This is a genomic window from Stenotrophomonas sp. STEN033, assembly GCF_056856655.1.
The window spans coordinates 26,276-41,402 of the sequence record NZ_JBXFWM010000011.1 but is presented as its reverse complement, the minus strand read 5'-3'; the positions used below and the strand labels follow the sequence as shown (position 1 = coordinate 41,402).

The following is a 15,127-nucleotide window of genomic DNA, read 5'->3' as shown; positions in this document are numbered from 1 at the left end:
CGCCGGCACTGTCATTCCCGCATTGGCGGGAATGACAGCGGAGCAAGGCCGACCCCGAAGACTAGACCCTCGGCTCGATCGCCCGCTTCAATCAATACGCAAATTCGCCGAACAGCGGATCCACGCTGCCATTCCAGCGGCCATGGAACAGCTCCAGCTTGCGCTCGGCCGCGGTCTTGCCGGAGTCCACGATCTCCTGCAGCACATCCAGGAAGCGCGTCTCGTCCTGGCCATCGGCATTGAGCGCGGCACGACGGCGCAGGCCATCACGCGAAATCGCCAGCGCCTCACGCGCCAGGTCGCGCACCGTGCCGTTGCGGAAGGGCAGGTTCATCGCCTGCTTCGGCACGCCGTCGCGCAGCACGTTGCGCTCGGCCAGGCTGAAGTCCTTGACCAGATCCCAGGCCGCGTTCAACGCCGTTTCGTCATACAGCAGGCCCACCCAGAATGCCGGCAGCGCGCAGATGCGACTCCACGGGCCACTGTCGGCACCGCGCATTTCCAGATACTTCTTCAACCGCACTTCCGGGAAGGCGGTGGTGGTGTGGTCCGACCAGTCACGCAGGGTCGGCAACGCGCCCGGCAACACCGGCAACTTGCCCTGCAGGAAATCGCGGAAGCTCTGTCCGCTGGCGTCGTGGTAGATGCCATCGCGGTAGGAGAAATACATCGGCACGTCCAACAGATAGTCGACGTAGCGCTCGTAGCCGAAACCATCCTCGAACACGAAATCGAGCATACCGGTGCGGTCCGGATCGGTATCGGTCCAGATATGCGAGCGGTAGCTCAGGTAGCCGTTGGGCTTGCCTTCGGTGAACGGCGAGTCGGCGAACAGCGCGGTGGCAATCGGCTGCAGGGCCAACGACACGCGGAACTTCTTCACCATGTCCGCTTCGCTGGCGTAATCCAGGTTGACCTGCACCGTGCAGGTGCGGGTCATCATGTCCAGGCCGAGCGAACCGACCTTGGGCATGTAACGCTTCATGATCTGGTAGCGGCCCTTGGGCATCCACGGCATGTCGGCACGCGCCCACTTGGGCTGGAAGCCCATGCCCAGGAAACCCAGCTGCAGCTCGCCGGCCACCTGCGCAACCTCGTTGAGGTGGCTGCCGGTTTCCACGCAGGTCTGGTGCAGGGTTTCCAGCGCGGCGCCAGACAACTCCAGCTGCCCGGCCGGCTCCAGCGTCACCGAGGCGCCGTCGCGCAGCAGGGCGATGGTATTGCCGTTCTCCTGCACCGGCTCCCAGCCGAAGCGGGTCAGGCCGTTGAGCAGCGCATTGATGCCGCGCTCGCCCTCGAAGGTAGGCGGACGCAGGTCATCCAGGCGAAACCCGAACTTCTCGTGCTCGGTGCCGATCCGCCATTGCGACCTGGGCTTTTCACCCGAGGCAATGCTCTGGACCAACTGGTCGCGGTGGGTGATGGGGGTATCAGCGACGTGGCTCGGGCTCGACAAGGGCAGGCTCACAGAATTCTGGGCAGGGCGGGAAGGTGGGGGCCAGCCCCCGCCATCGCAAGGGCGCACTATATCGCGGCACACATTGCCATCGTGTCACGGCAGCGGTTTTCAGCATCCTATAAAAGCAGACTTGACCGGCCCGGTTACTGCGCCTGCGAGTCATTCCGCGATGGCCGTTGCACTGGCTCTACACTGTGCGCATGAGCCGCAGCCACCATCGTGAAACCCACCGTTCGGAGCGTGTAGGCTGGCTGCGTGCCGCCGTACTGGGGGCGAACGACGGCATTGTCTCGGTCGCCGGCCTGGTGGTCGGCGTGGCCGCCAGCGGCGCCAGCCCCTCGGCCATCCTCGCCACTGGCGTGGCCGGCACGGTGGCCGGCGCCATGTCGATGGCGGCCGGCGAATATGTCTCGGTGATGTCCCAGGCCGATGCCGAACATGCCGACCTGGCCGTGGAACGCCGCGAACTGCGTGAAGACCCACATAGCGAACTGCAGGAACTTGCCGGCATCTATCGCCGCCGCGGCCTCAGCCCCGAGCTGGCGCAGCAGGTGGCCGAGCAGCTGACCGCACACGATGCCCTCGCCGCCCATGCGCGTGACGAGCTGGGCATCACCGAGGAACTGCGTGCCCGACCGCTGCAGGCCGCCGCCGCATCGGCCAGCGCATTCGTCGTCGGCGCCGTCCTGCCGGTACTGACTGCATTGCTGGCTGCCCCGGCACGCGTGGCGGAAACAACCACCGCCGCCACCCTGGTTGGGCTCTGCATCACCGGCGCGTTGGCGGCGAAGGCTGGTGGAGCACCCGTGGTGCGTGGCGCCTTGCGGGTGGTGTTCTGGGGCGCATTGGCGATGGCTGCAGCCGCAGCCATCGGCCACCTGTTCCACATCACGGTGTAAGCGATGAACGCAGAGCGCGACGCCACGCCCGCTTTGCTGGCCCAGCTGTCTTCCTTGGTCGACTGCCAGCGCGCCGAAGGGTATGCCTGCATCACCGCGCGCCGCGAACACGGCGCCAGTTCGGTGGACATCCCGCAGCCCCAGCTCGCCATCCTGCTGCAGGGGCGCAAACAGGCCCGCACTGCACAGCAGTCACTTGAATTCGGCCCCGGCGACCTGTTCCTGATCACCCGCCGCAGCCGCATCGATGTGGTCAATATTCCGGACCCGCACAGCGGCCTGTACCTGAGCGCGATCGTGCCGCTCTGCCCGGAAGTACTGGCTGCGGCCCGTGCCTTGTGGACCGACGCCCTGCCCGATGCCGGCCCCGCGCTGGCACGCCTGCCGCTGGCCGCCCATGGTGCCGCCCTGCTGCAATGGCGGCAGGCCTTGCAGCACGGCCAGTACACGGAAGCACGGCTGGCCCTGGCCGCGCTGGTGCTGGCGTTCTGCCGGCGTGGCCATGGCAGCCTGCTGCTTGCGCCCGAACCCGGCCTGGGCGACCGCATCCGCGACCTGGTTGCCGCGCAGCCGGAACGCGACTGGCAATCGCGGGACTTCGAATCGCAGCTTGGCATCAGCGGCGCCACCCTGCGGCGACGGCTGGCGAGCGAACATCTCAGCATCCGTGAACTGTTGGTTGATGCACGACTGGCCCATGCCATGCAGCTGCTCTATACCACCCGCCTGCCACTGAAGACCGTGGCAGCACGCGCCGGTTACCGTTCATTGGCCAGCTTCAGCAAACGGTTTGCCGCGCGTTACGGGTTGGAGCCAGCAGCAATCGGCAACAGCTGAGCGCGAAGCGAGCGTTTCGCGCGCCATTGTGAGCGAAACGCAGCGCCACGTCGGCGCAGCATGAGGGTCCCGCGGCACTGCCGTACTCGCAGGAACCCCCGATGCGTATCCGCCCCCATTACCCTCTCGCGGCCTTGATGATCCTCGCCGTCAGTTGCGTTGCGCAGGCACGCAGCACGCATGTCGTGCAACAGCAGGTTGCCGGCGTCCATCACCAGCAGATCGGCGAGCTGCAGGTCACCGCCCTGTTTGACGGCGTGGTGGCATTGGGACGCCAGCAGCTGGTCGGGATTGATCCCGGCGCGGTCACCCGCCTGCTTGAACATGGATATGTACCGGAAGATGGCAAAGGCCTGCAGGCCGCGGTCAACGCCTATCTCGTACGCCGCGGCAATCACCTGAGTTTGATCGATACCGGCACCGCGCAATGCTTCGGCGCTGATATCGGCCTGGGCCAGGTGCTGGGCAACCTGCGTGCCGCCGGCTACGACCCGGCCGAGGTCGATGACGTGCTGCTGACCCACGCCCATCCGGACCATATGTGCGGCCTGCTGGATGCACAGGGCAAGCCGGCTTTCCCGAAAGCCACGGTATGGCTGTCGCAGGCCGATGCCGCCTATTGGCTCGATCCAACCAGCGAAACCACCGCCCCGCAGCCACTGCGGTTCGCGTTCGGCCTGGCCCGCAAGGCGGTGGCGCCTTATGTTGCCGCCGGCAAGTTGCACCGGTTCGGTCCGGGTGAGCCCCTGCCGGCAGGGATCACCGCGCTGGACAGCCACGGCCATACCCCCGGCCACGTCTCGTATCTGCTTGCGGGTGGCAGCGGCCAACAGCTGCTGGTATGGGGCGACATCGTGCATTTCCATGCCGTGCAGTTCGCCCGCCCGGAGGCCGCATTCGAAGCCGACAGCGATCGCGGCGCTGCCATTACCAGCCGCCACCGGCTGATGGCCGAAGCATCCGACAAGGGCTGGTGGGTGGCCGGTGCGCACCTGCCGTTCCCGGGCCTGGGCCATGTTCGCCGCGAAGGCGAAGCCTTTGCATGGGTGCCGAACGAGTTTTCGCCGTTGAAGTGATGCTGTTGCTGTTGCTGTTGCTGCCGTTGCTTTGGCTTTGGCTTTGGCTGTAGCTGTAGCTGTAGCTGGAGCTGTTGCTTTGGCTTTGGGTTTGGCTGTAGCTGTTTCTTTTGGCTTTGGCTTTGGCTTTGGCTTTGGCTGTTGCTGCTGCCGTTGCTGTCCCCTCTCCCGTTTACGGGAGAGGGGTAGGGGTGAGGGCAGCTTTGGCTTTGGCTTTGGCCTCGAATCGCACAACAACCTGGAAAGCACAAAAACAAAAACGCCGCCTTGATCAAGGCGGCGTTTTGCATGTACCCAGGTCTGGCAGACCATCAGCTTCGCGGCTTACGCCGCTCCCACAATCCGAGCATTTTGGGCTTCGCGGCTTACCCCGCTCCCACGTCCCCTGCATCGTCCGCTGCCGGCGGATTCAAGCCCAGCCAGCCGCCGATGATGCCGCGTGCTTCGTCCACGCCCTGGCGCGATTCGCCTGAGAAGGTCTGCACGCTGACCGTGTCGCCAAAGATCGAGTGCAGCTCCTTGCGGACCTTCTGCAGGGTCTGCATCTGCTGGCCACGGCCCAGTTTGTCGGCCTTGGTCAGCAAGGCATGCGCCGGCAGACCGCGCTGCACCGCATAGCCCAGCATCTGCCGGTCGTAGTCCTTCAGCGGATGACGGATATCCATCACCACCACCAGGCCCTTGAGGGCATTGCGGGTGCGGAAGTACTGGTCGATGAAGGCCTGCCAATGGGCCTGCAGGTCCAGCGGCACCTTGGCGTAGCCATAACCGGGCAGATCGACCAGGTGCGCATCTGGCGTCACCTCGAAGAATACGAGCTGCTGGGTGCGGCCCGGGGTCTTGGAGACACGGGCCAGGGAGTTCTGGCGGGTCAGCGCGTTGAGCGCGCTGGACTTGCCGGCGTTGGAGCGGCCGGCAAATGCCACTTCGGCCCCCAGATCCGGCGGCAACTGCCGGGCGTTATGGGCGGAAAGGTGGTAACGGGCGCGTTCGATGAGCAATGACATGTGCATAGGATCGCATGTTGCGGCGCCGCGCGTCGGCCTGGCCGCTGTCCCGGGACCACCGACCGGATCGATTTTGCTGCACTGCTTCGTTGACCGTGCCGCAAAACGCCGTTGATAATCCGGGCGATGCCGGCGGAAAGCCCCGCCCGGCCCGGTCCACACGGAGCTTCAGCATGCGCCATGCTCGTGTTCTTGCCGTTGCAGCACTGGTAGTCCCTGTAATCGCCGCCGTCGCCTTTGCGCAGAGCTCGGTCATCGCCGTGCCGGACAATGCGCCGGTACAGACCGCTTCGCTGGAGATCGACTTCAGCAAGACCAAACCCGGTGATGCCAAGGCCGGCGAGGCCAAGGCGTCCACCTGCGCCGCCTGCCATGGTGCCGACGGCAATTCGGCGGTGGAGATCTACCCGCGCCTGGCCGGCCAGAGCGAACGCTATATCGCCAAGGAAATGGCCCTGATCGCCAATGGCCAGCGCAACGAAGGCGCAGTCGCCGCGATGCTGCCGTTCGTGCAGGGGCTTACTCCGCAGGACATGCGCGATATCGGCGCCTTCTTCGCTACCCAGAAGTCCGGCGCCGGCGTGGCCGATGACGCGCTGGTCAGCGAGGGCCCCTATGAAGGCATGAAGTTCTTCGAAGTCGGCCAGAAGCTCTACCGCGGCGGCGACGCCAGCCGCAACATTCCGGCCTGCATCGCCTGTCACGGCCCCACCGGCGCGGGCAACCCCGGCCCGGCTTATCCGCATATCGGCGGCCAACATGCCGGCTATGTCGCGCAACGTCTGCAGCGTTATCAGGCAGGCCAGACCGGCGAGACGGATGCCACCCAGTTCAAGATCATGGCCCAGATCAGCCACGCACTGACCAGCCAGGAGATCCAGGCGCTGGCCAGTTACATCCAGGGCCTGCATGATCGGGCCAACGACGCCACGGTCGCCACCGCCGCCGCGCAACCCTGATCCCGCCGGTCGCCCCGGCGACCCGGCACTGCCCCACGCAGACACGCCGGCCGCAAGGTCGGCGTCTGTTTTTCCAACGGAGACTCCCCACGATGACGCTGTTCCCCCGACTGTTGCTGATGCTGCTGGCAACCGCCCCGCTCTTGGCCTGGGCCGCCCCCCCCGCCGCACCAGTGGAGGGCCAGGACTATGAGCTCATCGCCGAACCGGGCCCCTTTGCGCCGCTGGCCGGCAAGATCGAGGTGGTCGAGGTATTCGGCTATACCTGCCCGCACTGCGCCCATTTTGAACCGCAGCTGGAAGCCTGGGTGGCCAAACAGCCAGCCGACGTGCGCTTCACCCCGGTGCCGGCGGCGTTCGGCGGTTACTGGGATTCCTACGCGCGCGCCTTCTATGCGGCCGAGCAGGTCGGCGTACGCCAGCGCAGCCACGCCGACGTATTCAAGGCCCTGCATGTGCAGGGCAGCCTGCCGGTGCAGAATGTTTCGCCGGATGAGCTGGCTACCTTCTATTCGCAGTACGGCGTGCAGCCGCAGCGCTTTGTCGAGGCCCTGCGCAGCCCGCAGGTGGACGACAAGGTCAAGAATGCCCGCGCCTTTGCCATGCGGGTCAAGGTCACTGGCACCCCGATGCTGATCGTCAATGGCAAATATCTGGTCAAGGGCAAGACCTTTGATGACACCCTGCGCATCGCCAGCGCGCTGGTTGCCCGCGAACGCGGCACCGGCCGCCGCTGATCCCCTGGCTGAACCGGGTTACCGGTTCAGCCGACAACGCCCATAATGCGTCCCTGCGCGCGATGGCCGCGGCTTCGTTGCCCGGCACCACAACAAAACTCTGCTGGAGATCACACCCGATGAAGATCCGCTTCGCCCTGGCCCTGACCGCCCTGCTGCCGCTGATGGTTGCCTGCAAAGCCCAGGATGGCACTGCCGATACCGCCGCTCCGGCAAGCACCCCGGCCGCTACCGAAGCCGCCCCGGCCGCAAACCCGGCCCCGGCTCCGGCCGCTGATGCTGCAGCCACCGCCCCCGCTGCGGCTGCCAGCGATACCGCTGTCGCCCCGCCGGTCCCGGCACAGGCACGCCTGGTCGGCCCGGAGCCGGTCGCCGGCACCGACTATGTCGCCATCGAAGGTGGCCAGCCGTTCCAGCCGGCAACCGGCAAGATCGAAGTGGCGGAAATCTTCGGCTATGTCTGCCCGGCCTGCGCCCGCTTCCAGCCCCTGATCAGCTCGTGGAAGGCCGGCCTGCCCTCGGACGTGAGCTTCGTCTACGTGCCGGCCGCCTTCGGCGGTACCTGGGACAACTACGCACGTGCCTTCTATGCCGCTGAAACCCTGGGCGTGCAGGAAAAGACCCACGACGCGCTGTACACCGCCATCCACATCGAGCAGACCCTGAAGGGCGAGCGCGGCACCGATTCGGTGCAGGACATCGCCAACTTCTACGGCAAGTACGGCGTCGATCCCAAGACCTTCGCCGATACCATGGGCAGCTTCGGCATTGCCGCCAAGGTCAACCGTGGCAAGCAGTTCGCCCAGCGCAGCAAGATCGCCGGCACTCCGTCGCTGATCGTCAACGGCAAGTACCTGGTCAAGGGCAAGGGCTATGAGGACATGCTCCGCATTGCCGACCACCTGATCGCGCGCGAACGCGCCGCAAACGCCAAGTGAGGTATCAAGGGCCTCGGTAACGAGGCCCTTGAGTTCGACCCGCCGTGAAACCCCCCACCCAGACACTGCGATTGCTGACCGCCAACATCCAGGCCGGCTCCAGCACCCGCCGCTACAGTGATTACGTGACCCGTAGCTGGTCGCATGCGCTGCCTGCCGGGCAGAAGCGCTCCAGCCTGGACGCAATCGCCAAACTGGCCAGCGGCCGCGACATCGTCGGCCTGCAGGAGGCCGATCCGGGCAGCCTGCGCTCTGGCTTCACCAACCAGACCCACTACCTGGCCGAACGGGCCGGTTTCAACTATTGGGCGCACCAGCCCAACCGCCGCATGGGCGGCGTGGCCTCCAGCGCCAACGGCCTGCTGAGCCGGCTGGAGCCGGTGGAAGTACAGGACCACGCCCTGCCCGGCCGCATCGGTGGCCGCGGCCTGCTGGTCGCCCGTTATGGCGATGGTCCCGAGGGCCTGACCGTGGCGGTGGCACATCTGTCGCTGGGCACCGGCTCGCGCCTGTCACAGCTGGATTTCATCTCCGACGTGCTGGCCGACTACCCCAACGCCGTCTTGATGGGCGACTTCAACTGCAAGGCTGACCGCCCGGAAATGCGCGTGCTGTACCACAAGACCCGGCTGCAGCCGCCGAGCTGCCTGGTACCGACCTTCCCCAGTTGGGGACCGGACCGCGCCATCGATCACATCCTGATTTCCGACACCATGAAGATGCTCGACACGCGCGCCGTTGCCGCCGCGTATTCGGACCATCTGGCGGTGGAAATGGAAGTCGACGTCCCCGCCAACAGCCTGCGCTAAGCCCCGCCTCAGTCCGCGGCTACCGCCGGCGGCGGTCGCCGCCGCGCGGTCAGGGTGCTGCCCGCCGATGCCAGCACCGTGCAGCCGATCGCCAGCCACTGCAGGCCGCTGAGATGTTCGTGCAGCAAAAGCAACGCCCATAGCGCCGCTACCGCCGGCTCCATGCTGATCAGGATGCCGAAGGTCTCCTTGGGCAGGCGCTTGAGCGCCATCATTTCCAACGACATCGGGATGGCACTGGATACCACCGCCACCCCGAAACCAGCCAGCAGGATCTTCGGCTCCAGCAGCGCCATGCCCGCGTGTGCCACGCCTACCGGCACCACCACCAGCGACGCTGCCAGCAAGCCCAGGGACACACTGTGGCCGGCATGCAGATGGCCGGTACGCTTGCCGTAGATGATGTAAAGCGCCCAGCACAACGCCGCACCCAGCGCATACATGACCCCGACCGGATCCAGCGCCTGGCCGCCATCGAGCGGCAACAGCAGCACCAGCCCCATCAGCGCGCAACCGACCCATACGAAATCGATCGGCCGCCGCGAGGAGAACATCGCCACCGCCAGCGGACCGGTGAACTCGATGGCAACGGCAATACCGAACGGGATCGTGCGCAGCGCCATGTAGAACAACAGGTTCATCAACCCCAGCGTCAGCCCATAGCGCAGGATCGCGGCACCATCGGCGCGACTGGTATGCCAGCGCCATGGCCGCCACAGCAGCAACAGGAACAGCGCCGAAAAGCCCACGCGCAACGCACTGGTGCCTTGCGCACCAATGAGGGGGAACAGGTTCTTGGCGTAGGACGTGCCGATCGACAACGAGGTCACCGAGCCGAGCACCGCCAGCACCGGCAACAGCGATGCGAATCGGGAATTTTGCATGCCGCTAGTGTATTCGGCCGCTGCTGCAAACGCTTGGGCGAAATGGCCGTGGGCGCCAGATCCGATGATGCCGCCGGACCTGCGTGGCAGTGCGGTCACAATCGCCGCTGGACAGGCATCAACCATCCCACCGGCTGGTTGATGCCTGCCACGCGCGGCACGCTACTGGATGAAGGCGATACGCTGCATATGCGTGTTGTTGGCCGCCGCCAGCACCTTGGCCATCACCTGGTACTGCGCATCGGGGGAGGCATCGATGCGCAGCTCCGGCAGATTGCCGACATGCAGATCCGCCTGTGCCTGCAGGCGGGCCTGCAAGTCGCCGATCGCCAGCACTTCGCCGTTCCAGTACAGCTGATCGGCAGCATCCACCCGCAGCTCGATTGGCGGCGGAGGCTCGACACGTTGCACGATCTTGTCGGTTCGTTGTGGCAGATCAACCGGGATCGGCACCGCCACCATCGGTGCAGTCACGATGAAGATGATCAACAACACCAGCATCACGTCGACCAGCGGGGTCACGTTGATATCAGCCAGTGGACGTCCGGTATTGCCTGCTGCACTGAATGCCATTCCAGTTCCCCCAGGGCGAGGCCGGCTGCCTCGCCACCGAAGCTACGCCTGCTTCCAGGCGTTTCCAGCCATGCGGCGGATTCCATTCAGCTTCCGTTTGCGCAGCAGCGACACGTTTGTTCATGTGCGGGTCGGGCTGCTGCTCTGCCGTTGACGCTGCGGCCGTTATCCTTCCGTCATGAATAAAATCCTCCTGCTGCCTCTGGCTACCCTCGCCGCGCTGCTCAGCGCCTGCGTCCAGGCCCAGAACCTGGACGCACAACGCACGGCGATGCGCACCGCCATCGACAATGCCGAGCGCGGGCAGTTCGATGCCAACGCGACCGCGCCGCTACGCAATCACCCGCTGTACGGCTGGCTGGAGTTCAGTGCCCTGCGCCGCAACATCGACACGTTGCCGAATGCGCAGGCACAGGATTTCCTGAAGCGCTACCAGGGCCAGGCCGTGGCCGAGAGTTTCCGTTCGGCCTGGTTGCCCGCCCTCGCCCGCCGCCAGGACTGGCCGACCCTGCTGGCCAACTGGAAGACCAGCAGCGATCCCGGCCTGCGCTGTGCCGAACTCAATGCACGACAGGCCACCGGCAAGGCCGATGCGCAATGGACCAGCGACGCACAGGCCTTGTGGCGCAGCGCCGGCAAGTCGCTGCCCGACGGCTGTGACCCGGTGTTTGCAGTCCTCGCCAGCCGCGGCGGCCTGCCCCCGGCGCTGCGTTGGGAGCGTATCGATGCTGCCGCCGACGCACAGCAACCGGCAGTGATGCGTGCCGCCGCACGTGGTCTGCCAGCCGCCGAGCTTGCCCAGGCCAATGACTACGCCGCCTTCGTCGACAAGCCCGACGCACGCGCCCTGAACTGGCCCAAGAATGAACGCAGCCGTCGCATCGCCGTTGATGGTCTGCAGAAGCTGGCCAAGGCCGACCCTGGCGCGGCCGAGCTGCAGCTGCCGCAATACGCCCAGGCACTCGCCCTCAACGCCGAGCAGCAAGGCAAGGTGTTGTACGAAATCGCACTGTGGACGGTGGCCTCCTACCTGCCGGATTCGGCACGACGCCTGGCCGCCGTGCCCGAGTCGGCCTATGACGAACGCCTGCACGAATGGCGCACCCGCGAAGCGATGGCACGCGGCGATTGGCCGGCAGCACTGGCCGCCATCCGCAAGATGCCGGCCAGCCAACGCAACGATTCGCGCTGGCGCTGGTTCGAGGCCCGCCTGCTGGAGAAGACCGGCAAGCCGGCCGAGGCGACAGCGCTGTACCGCGCCGCCGCCAGCGAGCCTACCTTCCACGGCTTCCTGGCCGCCGACAAACTCAAGCAGCCCTACAACCTGTGCCCGTGGAATCCGGGGGACAGTGCAACGGCAAAAGCCAGCGTGGCACGAGATCCGGCATTGGTGCGCGCGATCGAACTGTTCAAGATCCAACGCCCAAGCTGGGCGGCCCGCGAATGGGCGGAGCTGTTATCCCGTTTCGACGACAGCCAACGCCGCCTTGCCGTGGAAGTCGCCAGCAACAACGGCTGGTTTGATCGCGCGGTCTTCGCATTGAAGGGCCCGCAGGAGATGCGCCTGTACAACCTGCGCTTCCCGCTGCACCACGACGACACGATCCGTCGTGAAGCCGCCCGCAATGCGCTGGACCCGGCCTGGATTGCGGCGGAAATCCGCGCCGAAAGCATCTTCAACCCGAATGCACGTTCGCCGGCCAACGCCATGGGCCTGATGCAGGTATTGCCCGCCACCGGCGCCAGCGTGGCCAAGAGCATTGGTTTGAGCGGCTATGGCGGTGCGTCCAGCCTGTATGACTCGGACACCAACATCGCCATCGGTACCGCCTATCTGCGCCAGCTGATGGACAAGTACAACGGCCTGCCCTACGTCACCATCGCCGCCTACAACGCCGGCCCGACGCCGACCGCACGCTGGCAAAGCCAGCGCCCGAACTACGATCCGGATTTCTGGATCGAGACCATCAGCTACAAGGAAACCCGCGAGTACGTGGCGCGCGTGCTGGCCTTCAGCGTGATCTACGACTGGCGCCTCAACAACAACGCCCTGACCCTGAGCGACCGCATGGTTGGCAGGACCGAAGGCGCCCGCAAGCCCTTCAGCTGCCAGCAAACGCAGTAGCGCCTGTAGAGCCGAGCCATACCGCTTCTGCTCCCTCCCTTTCGCGCAGCGAAGGGGAGGGCTGGGGAGGGGTGCTTTTGGGCCTTTGCCTGTAAAGCACCTGCCGAGCATGGCTCGGCACTACCGCTTCTGCTCCCGCCCTTTCGCGCAGCGAAGGAGAGGGTTGGGGAGGGGTGCTTTGGGCGGTTGCCTGTAAAGCCCCTGCCGAGCATGGCTCGGCACTACCGCTTCTGCTCCCGCCCTTTCGCGCAGCGAAGGGGAGGGTTGGGGAGGGGTGCTTTGCGCCTTTGCCTGTAAAGCCCCTTGCCGAGCATGGCTCGGCACTACATGTGCCCTACCCCATCCGACTTATCATGCCTGCATGAAAACCTATCTCGTCGGCGGCGCTGTCCGCGATTCCCTGCTTGGCCTGCAACCCGGTGACCGCGACTGGGTGGTAGTCGGTGCAACCCAGGCACAGATGGAAGCCGACGGCTTCAAGGCCGTGGGCAAGGATTTCCCGGTGTTCCTGCATCCGCATACCGGTGAGGAACACGCACTGGCGCGCACCGAGCGCAAATCCGGCCGTGGCTACCGCGGCTTCGTGGTCGATGCCGACCCTTCGGTAAGCCTGGAAGAAGACCTGCAGCGCCGCGACTTCACCATCAATGCCATCGCCCGTGATGAGGAAACCGGCGAGCTGGTCGACCCCTGGGGCGGCGTGCGCGACATCGAGCAACGCGTGCTGCGCCATGTGGGCCCGGCCTTTGTTGAAGATCCGCTGCGTGTACTGCGTGCGGCGCGCTTCATGGCGCGCTTCGCACCCCTGGGTTTTACCTTGGCGCCAGAAACGGCAGCGCTGATGCGCGAAATGGCCGCCAGCGGCGAACTGGATGCACTGGTACCCGAGCGCATCTGGCAGGAACTGCGGCGCAGCCTGACGATGAAAAAGCCCTCGGCGTTCCTGCGTTGCCTGCACGATACCGGCGCACTGGCGGTGATCCTGCCGGAAGTCGACGCGCTCTATGGCATACCGCAACGCGCCGAGTTCCACCCGGAAGTGGATACCGGCGTGCACCAGGAAATGGTCAGCGACATGGCCGCACAACTGGCGCCGGGCGATGACCTGATCGGCTTCGCTGCCCTCACCCACGATCTTGGCAAGGCACTGACGCCGGCCGATGAACTGCCGCGCCACATCATGCATGAGCAGCGCGGCGTGAAGCCTCTGGCCACGCTCTGCGAACGCTTGAAGATTCCGCTCGACCACCGGCTGTTGGCCGAAGCGGTCTGCCGCGAACACCTCAACGTGCACCGCATCGATGAGCTGCGCGATGCCACCGTGCTGGAGCTGATCCAGCGCTGCGATGGCTTCCGCCGTCCCGAGCGCATTGCACAGATGGCCCTGGCCTGCGAATGCGACAAGCGCGGCCGGCTGGGCTTCGAGGACAGTGACTACCCGCAGCGGAGCACCCTGCTGCGCCTGCATGCGGCTGCGCTGGCGATCAATGCCCGCGATATCGCCACCGAAGGCCTGCAGGGGCCTGCCATTGGCGAGGCCTTGAAGAAGGCACGTATCAAGGCAATCAGCGCCGCGCGTTGATTGCCCGCCGCTGTTGCAGCCGTTGGATGTTGTGGGAGCGGCGTAAGCCGCGAAGCTGGTAATGCAACTGCTACACCCGCCGCATGCAATTGCACAATCTGCCGATGATCTCGGCACTGTCGGTTTCGCGGCTTACGCCGCTGCCACAAGCCTGCGACTGGTCGACTCAGATCTTGAGATAGATCTTGCGGCGGTCCATCCACGCCATCGGCAACCACCACAGCGCAACGAAGCTCAGCGCCATCACCAGCGAGGCGAACTGCGCGCCCGCCAGCGGGCTCAACCAGCGATTGAACAGATCTTCCCACAGCCAGCCCCAACTGCCGGTGGCCATCATCGCCAGCACCATCGCCGAGGAGCCGGCATAGGCACTGATCGCGTTGACACCAAAGCGACGGCCCAGCGCCGGCCACTGCCGGCAATCGATCAGGATGTGTGCCATCCAAAGCCCGGCAAATGCCCAGCCGCCGGTCCACAGCACATAGGATGGCGTCCACAGGTTCTTGTTCAAGGGCAGCCACTGCGCCCAGATGCCACCCGCCAGCAGCAACAGCACCGCCATCGGCAGCAATCGCCACGGCCGTTGCCGCAACAGCGAACCTGCACACAGACCCAGCAAGGTCGAGGCCAGTGCGCCCAAGGTGGACATCAAGCCTTCCGGATCATGGCCATGGCCGGTTGCCGGATCGTATTGGTAGAGCAGCGCGCCAAACAGCTGGGTATCCACGCGGCTGGCGACATTGAGCCAGGGCGCGATCGAACCGCCAGCAGCCAGTAGTGCCGCATAGCCCACCACCAGCACGCCAAGGCACAAGGTCTGCGCCTTCGGCTTCATCCAGATGGCAGCCATGCCGGCGAACGCAAAACACAGTCCAATGCGTTGCAACACGCCCCAGGGCCGATAGTGCGGCAGATCCAGCCACCACCAGGCCAGGAAGTGCAGCAGCAGGCCCAGCCCCAGGATGCGGGCCGCGCGGCTCAACACGGTGCGCGTCAACGCACCACGGTCAGCGCCCTGCTCCACCCGCGGCACCACGCCCAGCGCGAGGGAAACGCCAACGATCACCAGGAAGAACGGGAACACCAGATCGGTCGGCGTGCAGCCATGCCACTCCGAATGCAACAGCGGTGCGTACACGTGGCTCCAGCTGCCGGGATTGTTGACCAGCAGCATGGCCGCCACGGTGATGCCACGCAGGGCATCCACCGAGGCATATCGGATGGCTTTGTTCATACCCTGGA

The 15,127-nt window shown here is 65.7% G+C and carries 14 protein-coding genes; 9 read left to right on the top strand and 5 right to left on the bottom strand.

All coding sequences use genetic code 11. The features are described 5' to 3' along the window. Positions 1-91: 91 nt before the first annotated feature. Positions 92-1,456 carry a glutamate--cysteine ligase gene (locus AC1VXC_RS05975; protein WP_313173138.1) on the bottom strand — a complete coding sequence of 455 codons (1,365 nt, stop codon included), beginning with the start codon at positions 1,454-1,456 and terminating at the stop codon, positions 92-94. 203 nt (positions 1,457-1,659) lie between these two features. On the opposite strand from AC1VXC_RS05975, the gene AC1VXC_RS05970 reads away from it, so the two are divergent. The 3 genes from AC1VXC_RS05970 to AC1VXC_RS05960 all read left to right on the top strand — a co-directional run bounded on the left by AC1VXC_RS05970 (position 1,660) and on the right by AC1VXC_RS05960 (position 4,271). Further along, positions 1,660-2,358, top strand: coding sequence for a VIT1/CCC1 transporter family protein (locus tag AC1VXC_RS05970; RefSeq protein ID WP_481538486.1), 699 nt, complete (start codon positions 1,660-1,662; stop codon positions 2,356-2,358). Between the two features lie 3 nt (positions 2,359-2,361). After that, positions 2,362-3,195, top strand: a complete 834-nt coding sequence (locus AC1VXC_RS05965; RefSeq protein ID WP_481538485.1) for a helix-turn-helix transcriptional regulator — start codon at positions 2,362-2,364, stop codon at positions 3,193-3,195. A gap of 101 nt (positions 3,196-3,296) precedes the next feature. After that, on the top strand, positions 3,297-4,271 hold the full coding sequence (locus tag AC1VXC_RS05960) for an MBL fold metallo-hydrolase (RefSeq protein ID WP_313492923.1): 975 nt from the start codon (positions 3,297-3,299) through the stop codon (positions 4,269-4,271). A gap of 365 nt (positions 4,272-4,636) precedes the next feature. On the opposite strand, the gene yihA is transcribed toward AC1VXC_RS05960, so the two are convergent. Next, positions 4,637-5,278 (bottom strand): ribosome biogenesis GTP-binding protein YihA/YsxC, encoded by a 642-nt coding sequence (yihA, locus tag AC1VXC_RS05955; protein WP_313173063.1) that lies wholly within the window; start codon positions 5,276-5,278, stop codon positions 4,637-4,639. A gap of 173 nt (positions 5,279-5,451) precedes the next feature. Between yihA and AC1VXC_RS05950 the strand changes: the two genes are divergently transcribed. The 4 genes from AC1VXC_RS05950 to AC1VXC_RS05935 all read left to right on the top strand — a co-directional run bounded on the left by AC1VXC_RS05950 (position 5,452) and on the right by AC1VXC_RS05935 (position 8,721). Beyond that, the gene (locus AC1VXC_RS05950; RefSeq protein ID WP_313173062.1) at positions 5,452-6,237 is read left to right on the top strand and encodes a c-type cytochrome; all 786 of its coding nucleotides are present in this window, start codon (positions 5,452-5,454) and stop codon (positions 6,235-6,237) included. A 92-nt stretch (positions 6,238-6,329) separates the two neighbouring features. Then, positions 6,330-6,974 carry a thiol:disulfide interchange protein DsbA/DsbL gene (locus AC1VXC_RS05945; protein WP_313173061.1) on the top strand — a complete coding sequence of 215 codons (645 nt, stop codon included), beginning with the start codon at positions 6,330-6,332 and terminating at the stop codon, positions 6,972-6,974. A gap of 119 nt (positions 6,975-7,093) precedes the next feature. Further along, positions 7,094-7,912, top strand: a complete 819-nt coding sequence (locus AC1VXC_RS05940; protein WP_313492926.1) for a thiol:disulfide interchange protein DsbA/DsbL — start codon at positions 7,094-7,096, stop codon at positions 7,910-7,912. Positions 7,913-7,983: 71 nt separating this feature from the next. Next, entirely contained in the window at positions 7,984-8,721 is a 738-nt protein-coding gene (locus AC1VXC_RS05935) for an endonuclease/exonuclease/phosphatase family protein (protein ID WP_313173137.1), read from the top strand. A gap of 8 nt (positions 8,722-8,729) precedes the next feature. Here the strand turns inward: AC1VXC_RS05935 and AC1VXC_RS05930 are convergent, their stop codons facing one another. Both AC1VXC_RS05930 and AC1VXC_RS05925 read right to left on the bottom strand, forming a co-directional pair. Next, on the bottom strand, positions 8,730-9,605 hold the full coding sequence (locus AC1VXC_RS05930; RefSeq protein ID WP_481538484.1) for an EamA family transporter: 876 nt from the start codon (positions 9,603-9,605) through the stop codon (positions 8,730-8,732). Between the two features lie 162 nt (positions 9,606-9,767). Next, positions 9,768-10,178 (bottom strand): ExbD/TolR family protein, encoded by a 411-nt coding sequence (locus AC1VXC_RS05925; protein WP_313173058.1) that lies wholly within the window; start codon positions 10,176-10,178, stop codon positions 9,768-9,770. Between the two features lie 178 nt (positions 10,179-10,356). Here AC1VXC_RS05925 and AC1VXC_RS05920 point away from each other — a divergent pair, with 178 nt between their 5' ends. Together AC1VXC_RS05920 and AC1VXC_RS05915 are read left to right on the top strand one after the other, a co-directional pair. Then, positions 10,357-12,303: a transglycosylase SLT domain-containing protein gene (locus AC1VXC_RS05920; protein ID WP_481538483.1), complete on the top strand. Its 1,947-nt coding sequence runs from the start codon at positions 10,357-10,359 to the stop codon at positions 12,301-12,303. Between the two features lie 361 nt (positions 12,304-12,664). Beyond that, entirely contained in the window at positions 12,665-13,885 is a 1,221-nt protein-coding gene (locus AC1VXC_RS05915) for a multifunctional CCA addition/repair protein (RefSeq protein WP_481538482.1), read from the top strand. 166 nt (positions 13,886-14,051) lie between these two features. On the opposite strand, the gene AC1VXC_RS05910 is transcribed toward AC1VXC_RS05915, so the two are convergent. Continuing rightward, positions 14,052-15,119 carry an acyltransferase family protein gene (locus AC1VXC_RS05910; RefSeq protein ID WP_481538481.1) on the bottom strand — a complete coding sequence of 356 codons (1,068 nt, stop codon included), beginning with the start codon at positions 15,117-15,119 and terminating at the stop codon, positions 14,052-14,054. Between the last annotated feature and the right edge of the window lie 8 nt (positions 15,120-15,127).

Bases quoted from the DNA above. Each gene is read 5' to 3' on its own strand.
- AC1VXC_RS05960 (WP_313492923.1), top strand. From the start codon at position 3,297: ATGCGTATCCGCCCCCATTACCCTCTCGCGGCCTTGATGATCCTCGCC.
- AC1VXC_RS05965 (WP_481538485.1), top strand. From the start codon at position 2,362: ATGAACGCAGAGCGCGACGCCACGCCCGCTTTGCTGGCCCAGCTGTCT.
- AC1VXC_RS05930 (WP_481538484.1), bottom strand. From the start codon at position 9,605: ATGCAAAATTCCCGATTCGCATCGCTGTTGCCGGTGCTGGCGGTGCTC.
- AC1VXC_RS05970 (WP_481538486.1), top strand. From the start codon at position 1,660: ATGAGCCGCAGCCACCATCGTGAAACCCACCGTTCGGAGCGTGTAGGC.
- AC1VXC_RS05940 (WP_313492926.1), top strand. From the start codon at position 7,094: ATGAAGATCCGCTTCGCCCTGGCCCTGACCGCCCTGCTGCCGCTGATG.
- AC1VXC_RS05925 (WP_313173058.1), bottom strand. From the start codon at position 10,178: ATGGCATTCAGTGCAGCAGGCAATACCGGACGTCCACTGGCTGATATC.
- AC1VXC_RS05910 (WP_481538481.1), bottom strand. From the start codon at position 15,119: ATGAACAAAGCCATCCGATATGCCTCGGTGGATGCCCTGCGTGGCATC.
- AC1VXC_RS05950 (WP_313173062.1), top strand. From the start codon at position 5,452: ATGCGCCATGCTCGTGTTCTTGCCGTTGCAGCACTGGTAGTCCCTGTA.
- yihA (WP_313173063.1), bottom strand. From the start codon at position 5,278: ATGTCATTGCTCATCGAACGCGCCCGTTACCACCTTTCCGCCCATAAC.
- AC1VXC_RS05920 (WP_481538483.1), top strand. From the start codon at position 10,357: ATGAATAAAATCCTCCTGCTGCCTCTGGCTACCCTCGCCGCGCTGCTC.
- AC1VXC_RS05915 (WP_481538482.1), top strand. From the start codon at position 12,665: ATGAAAACCTATCTCGTCGGCGGCGCTGTCCGCGATTCCCTGCTTGGC.
- AC1VXC_RS05945 (WP_313173061.1), top strand. From the start codon at position 6,330: ATGACGCTGTTCCCCCGACTGTTGCTGATGCTGCTGGCAACCGCCCCG.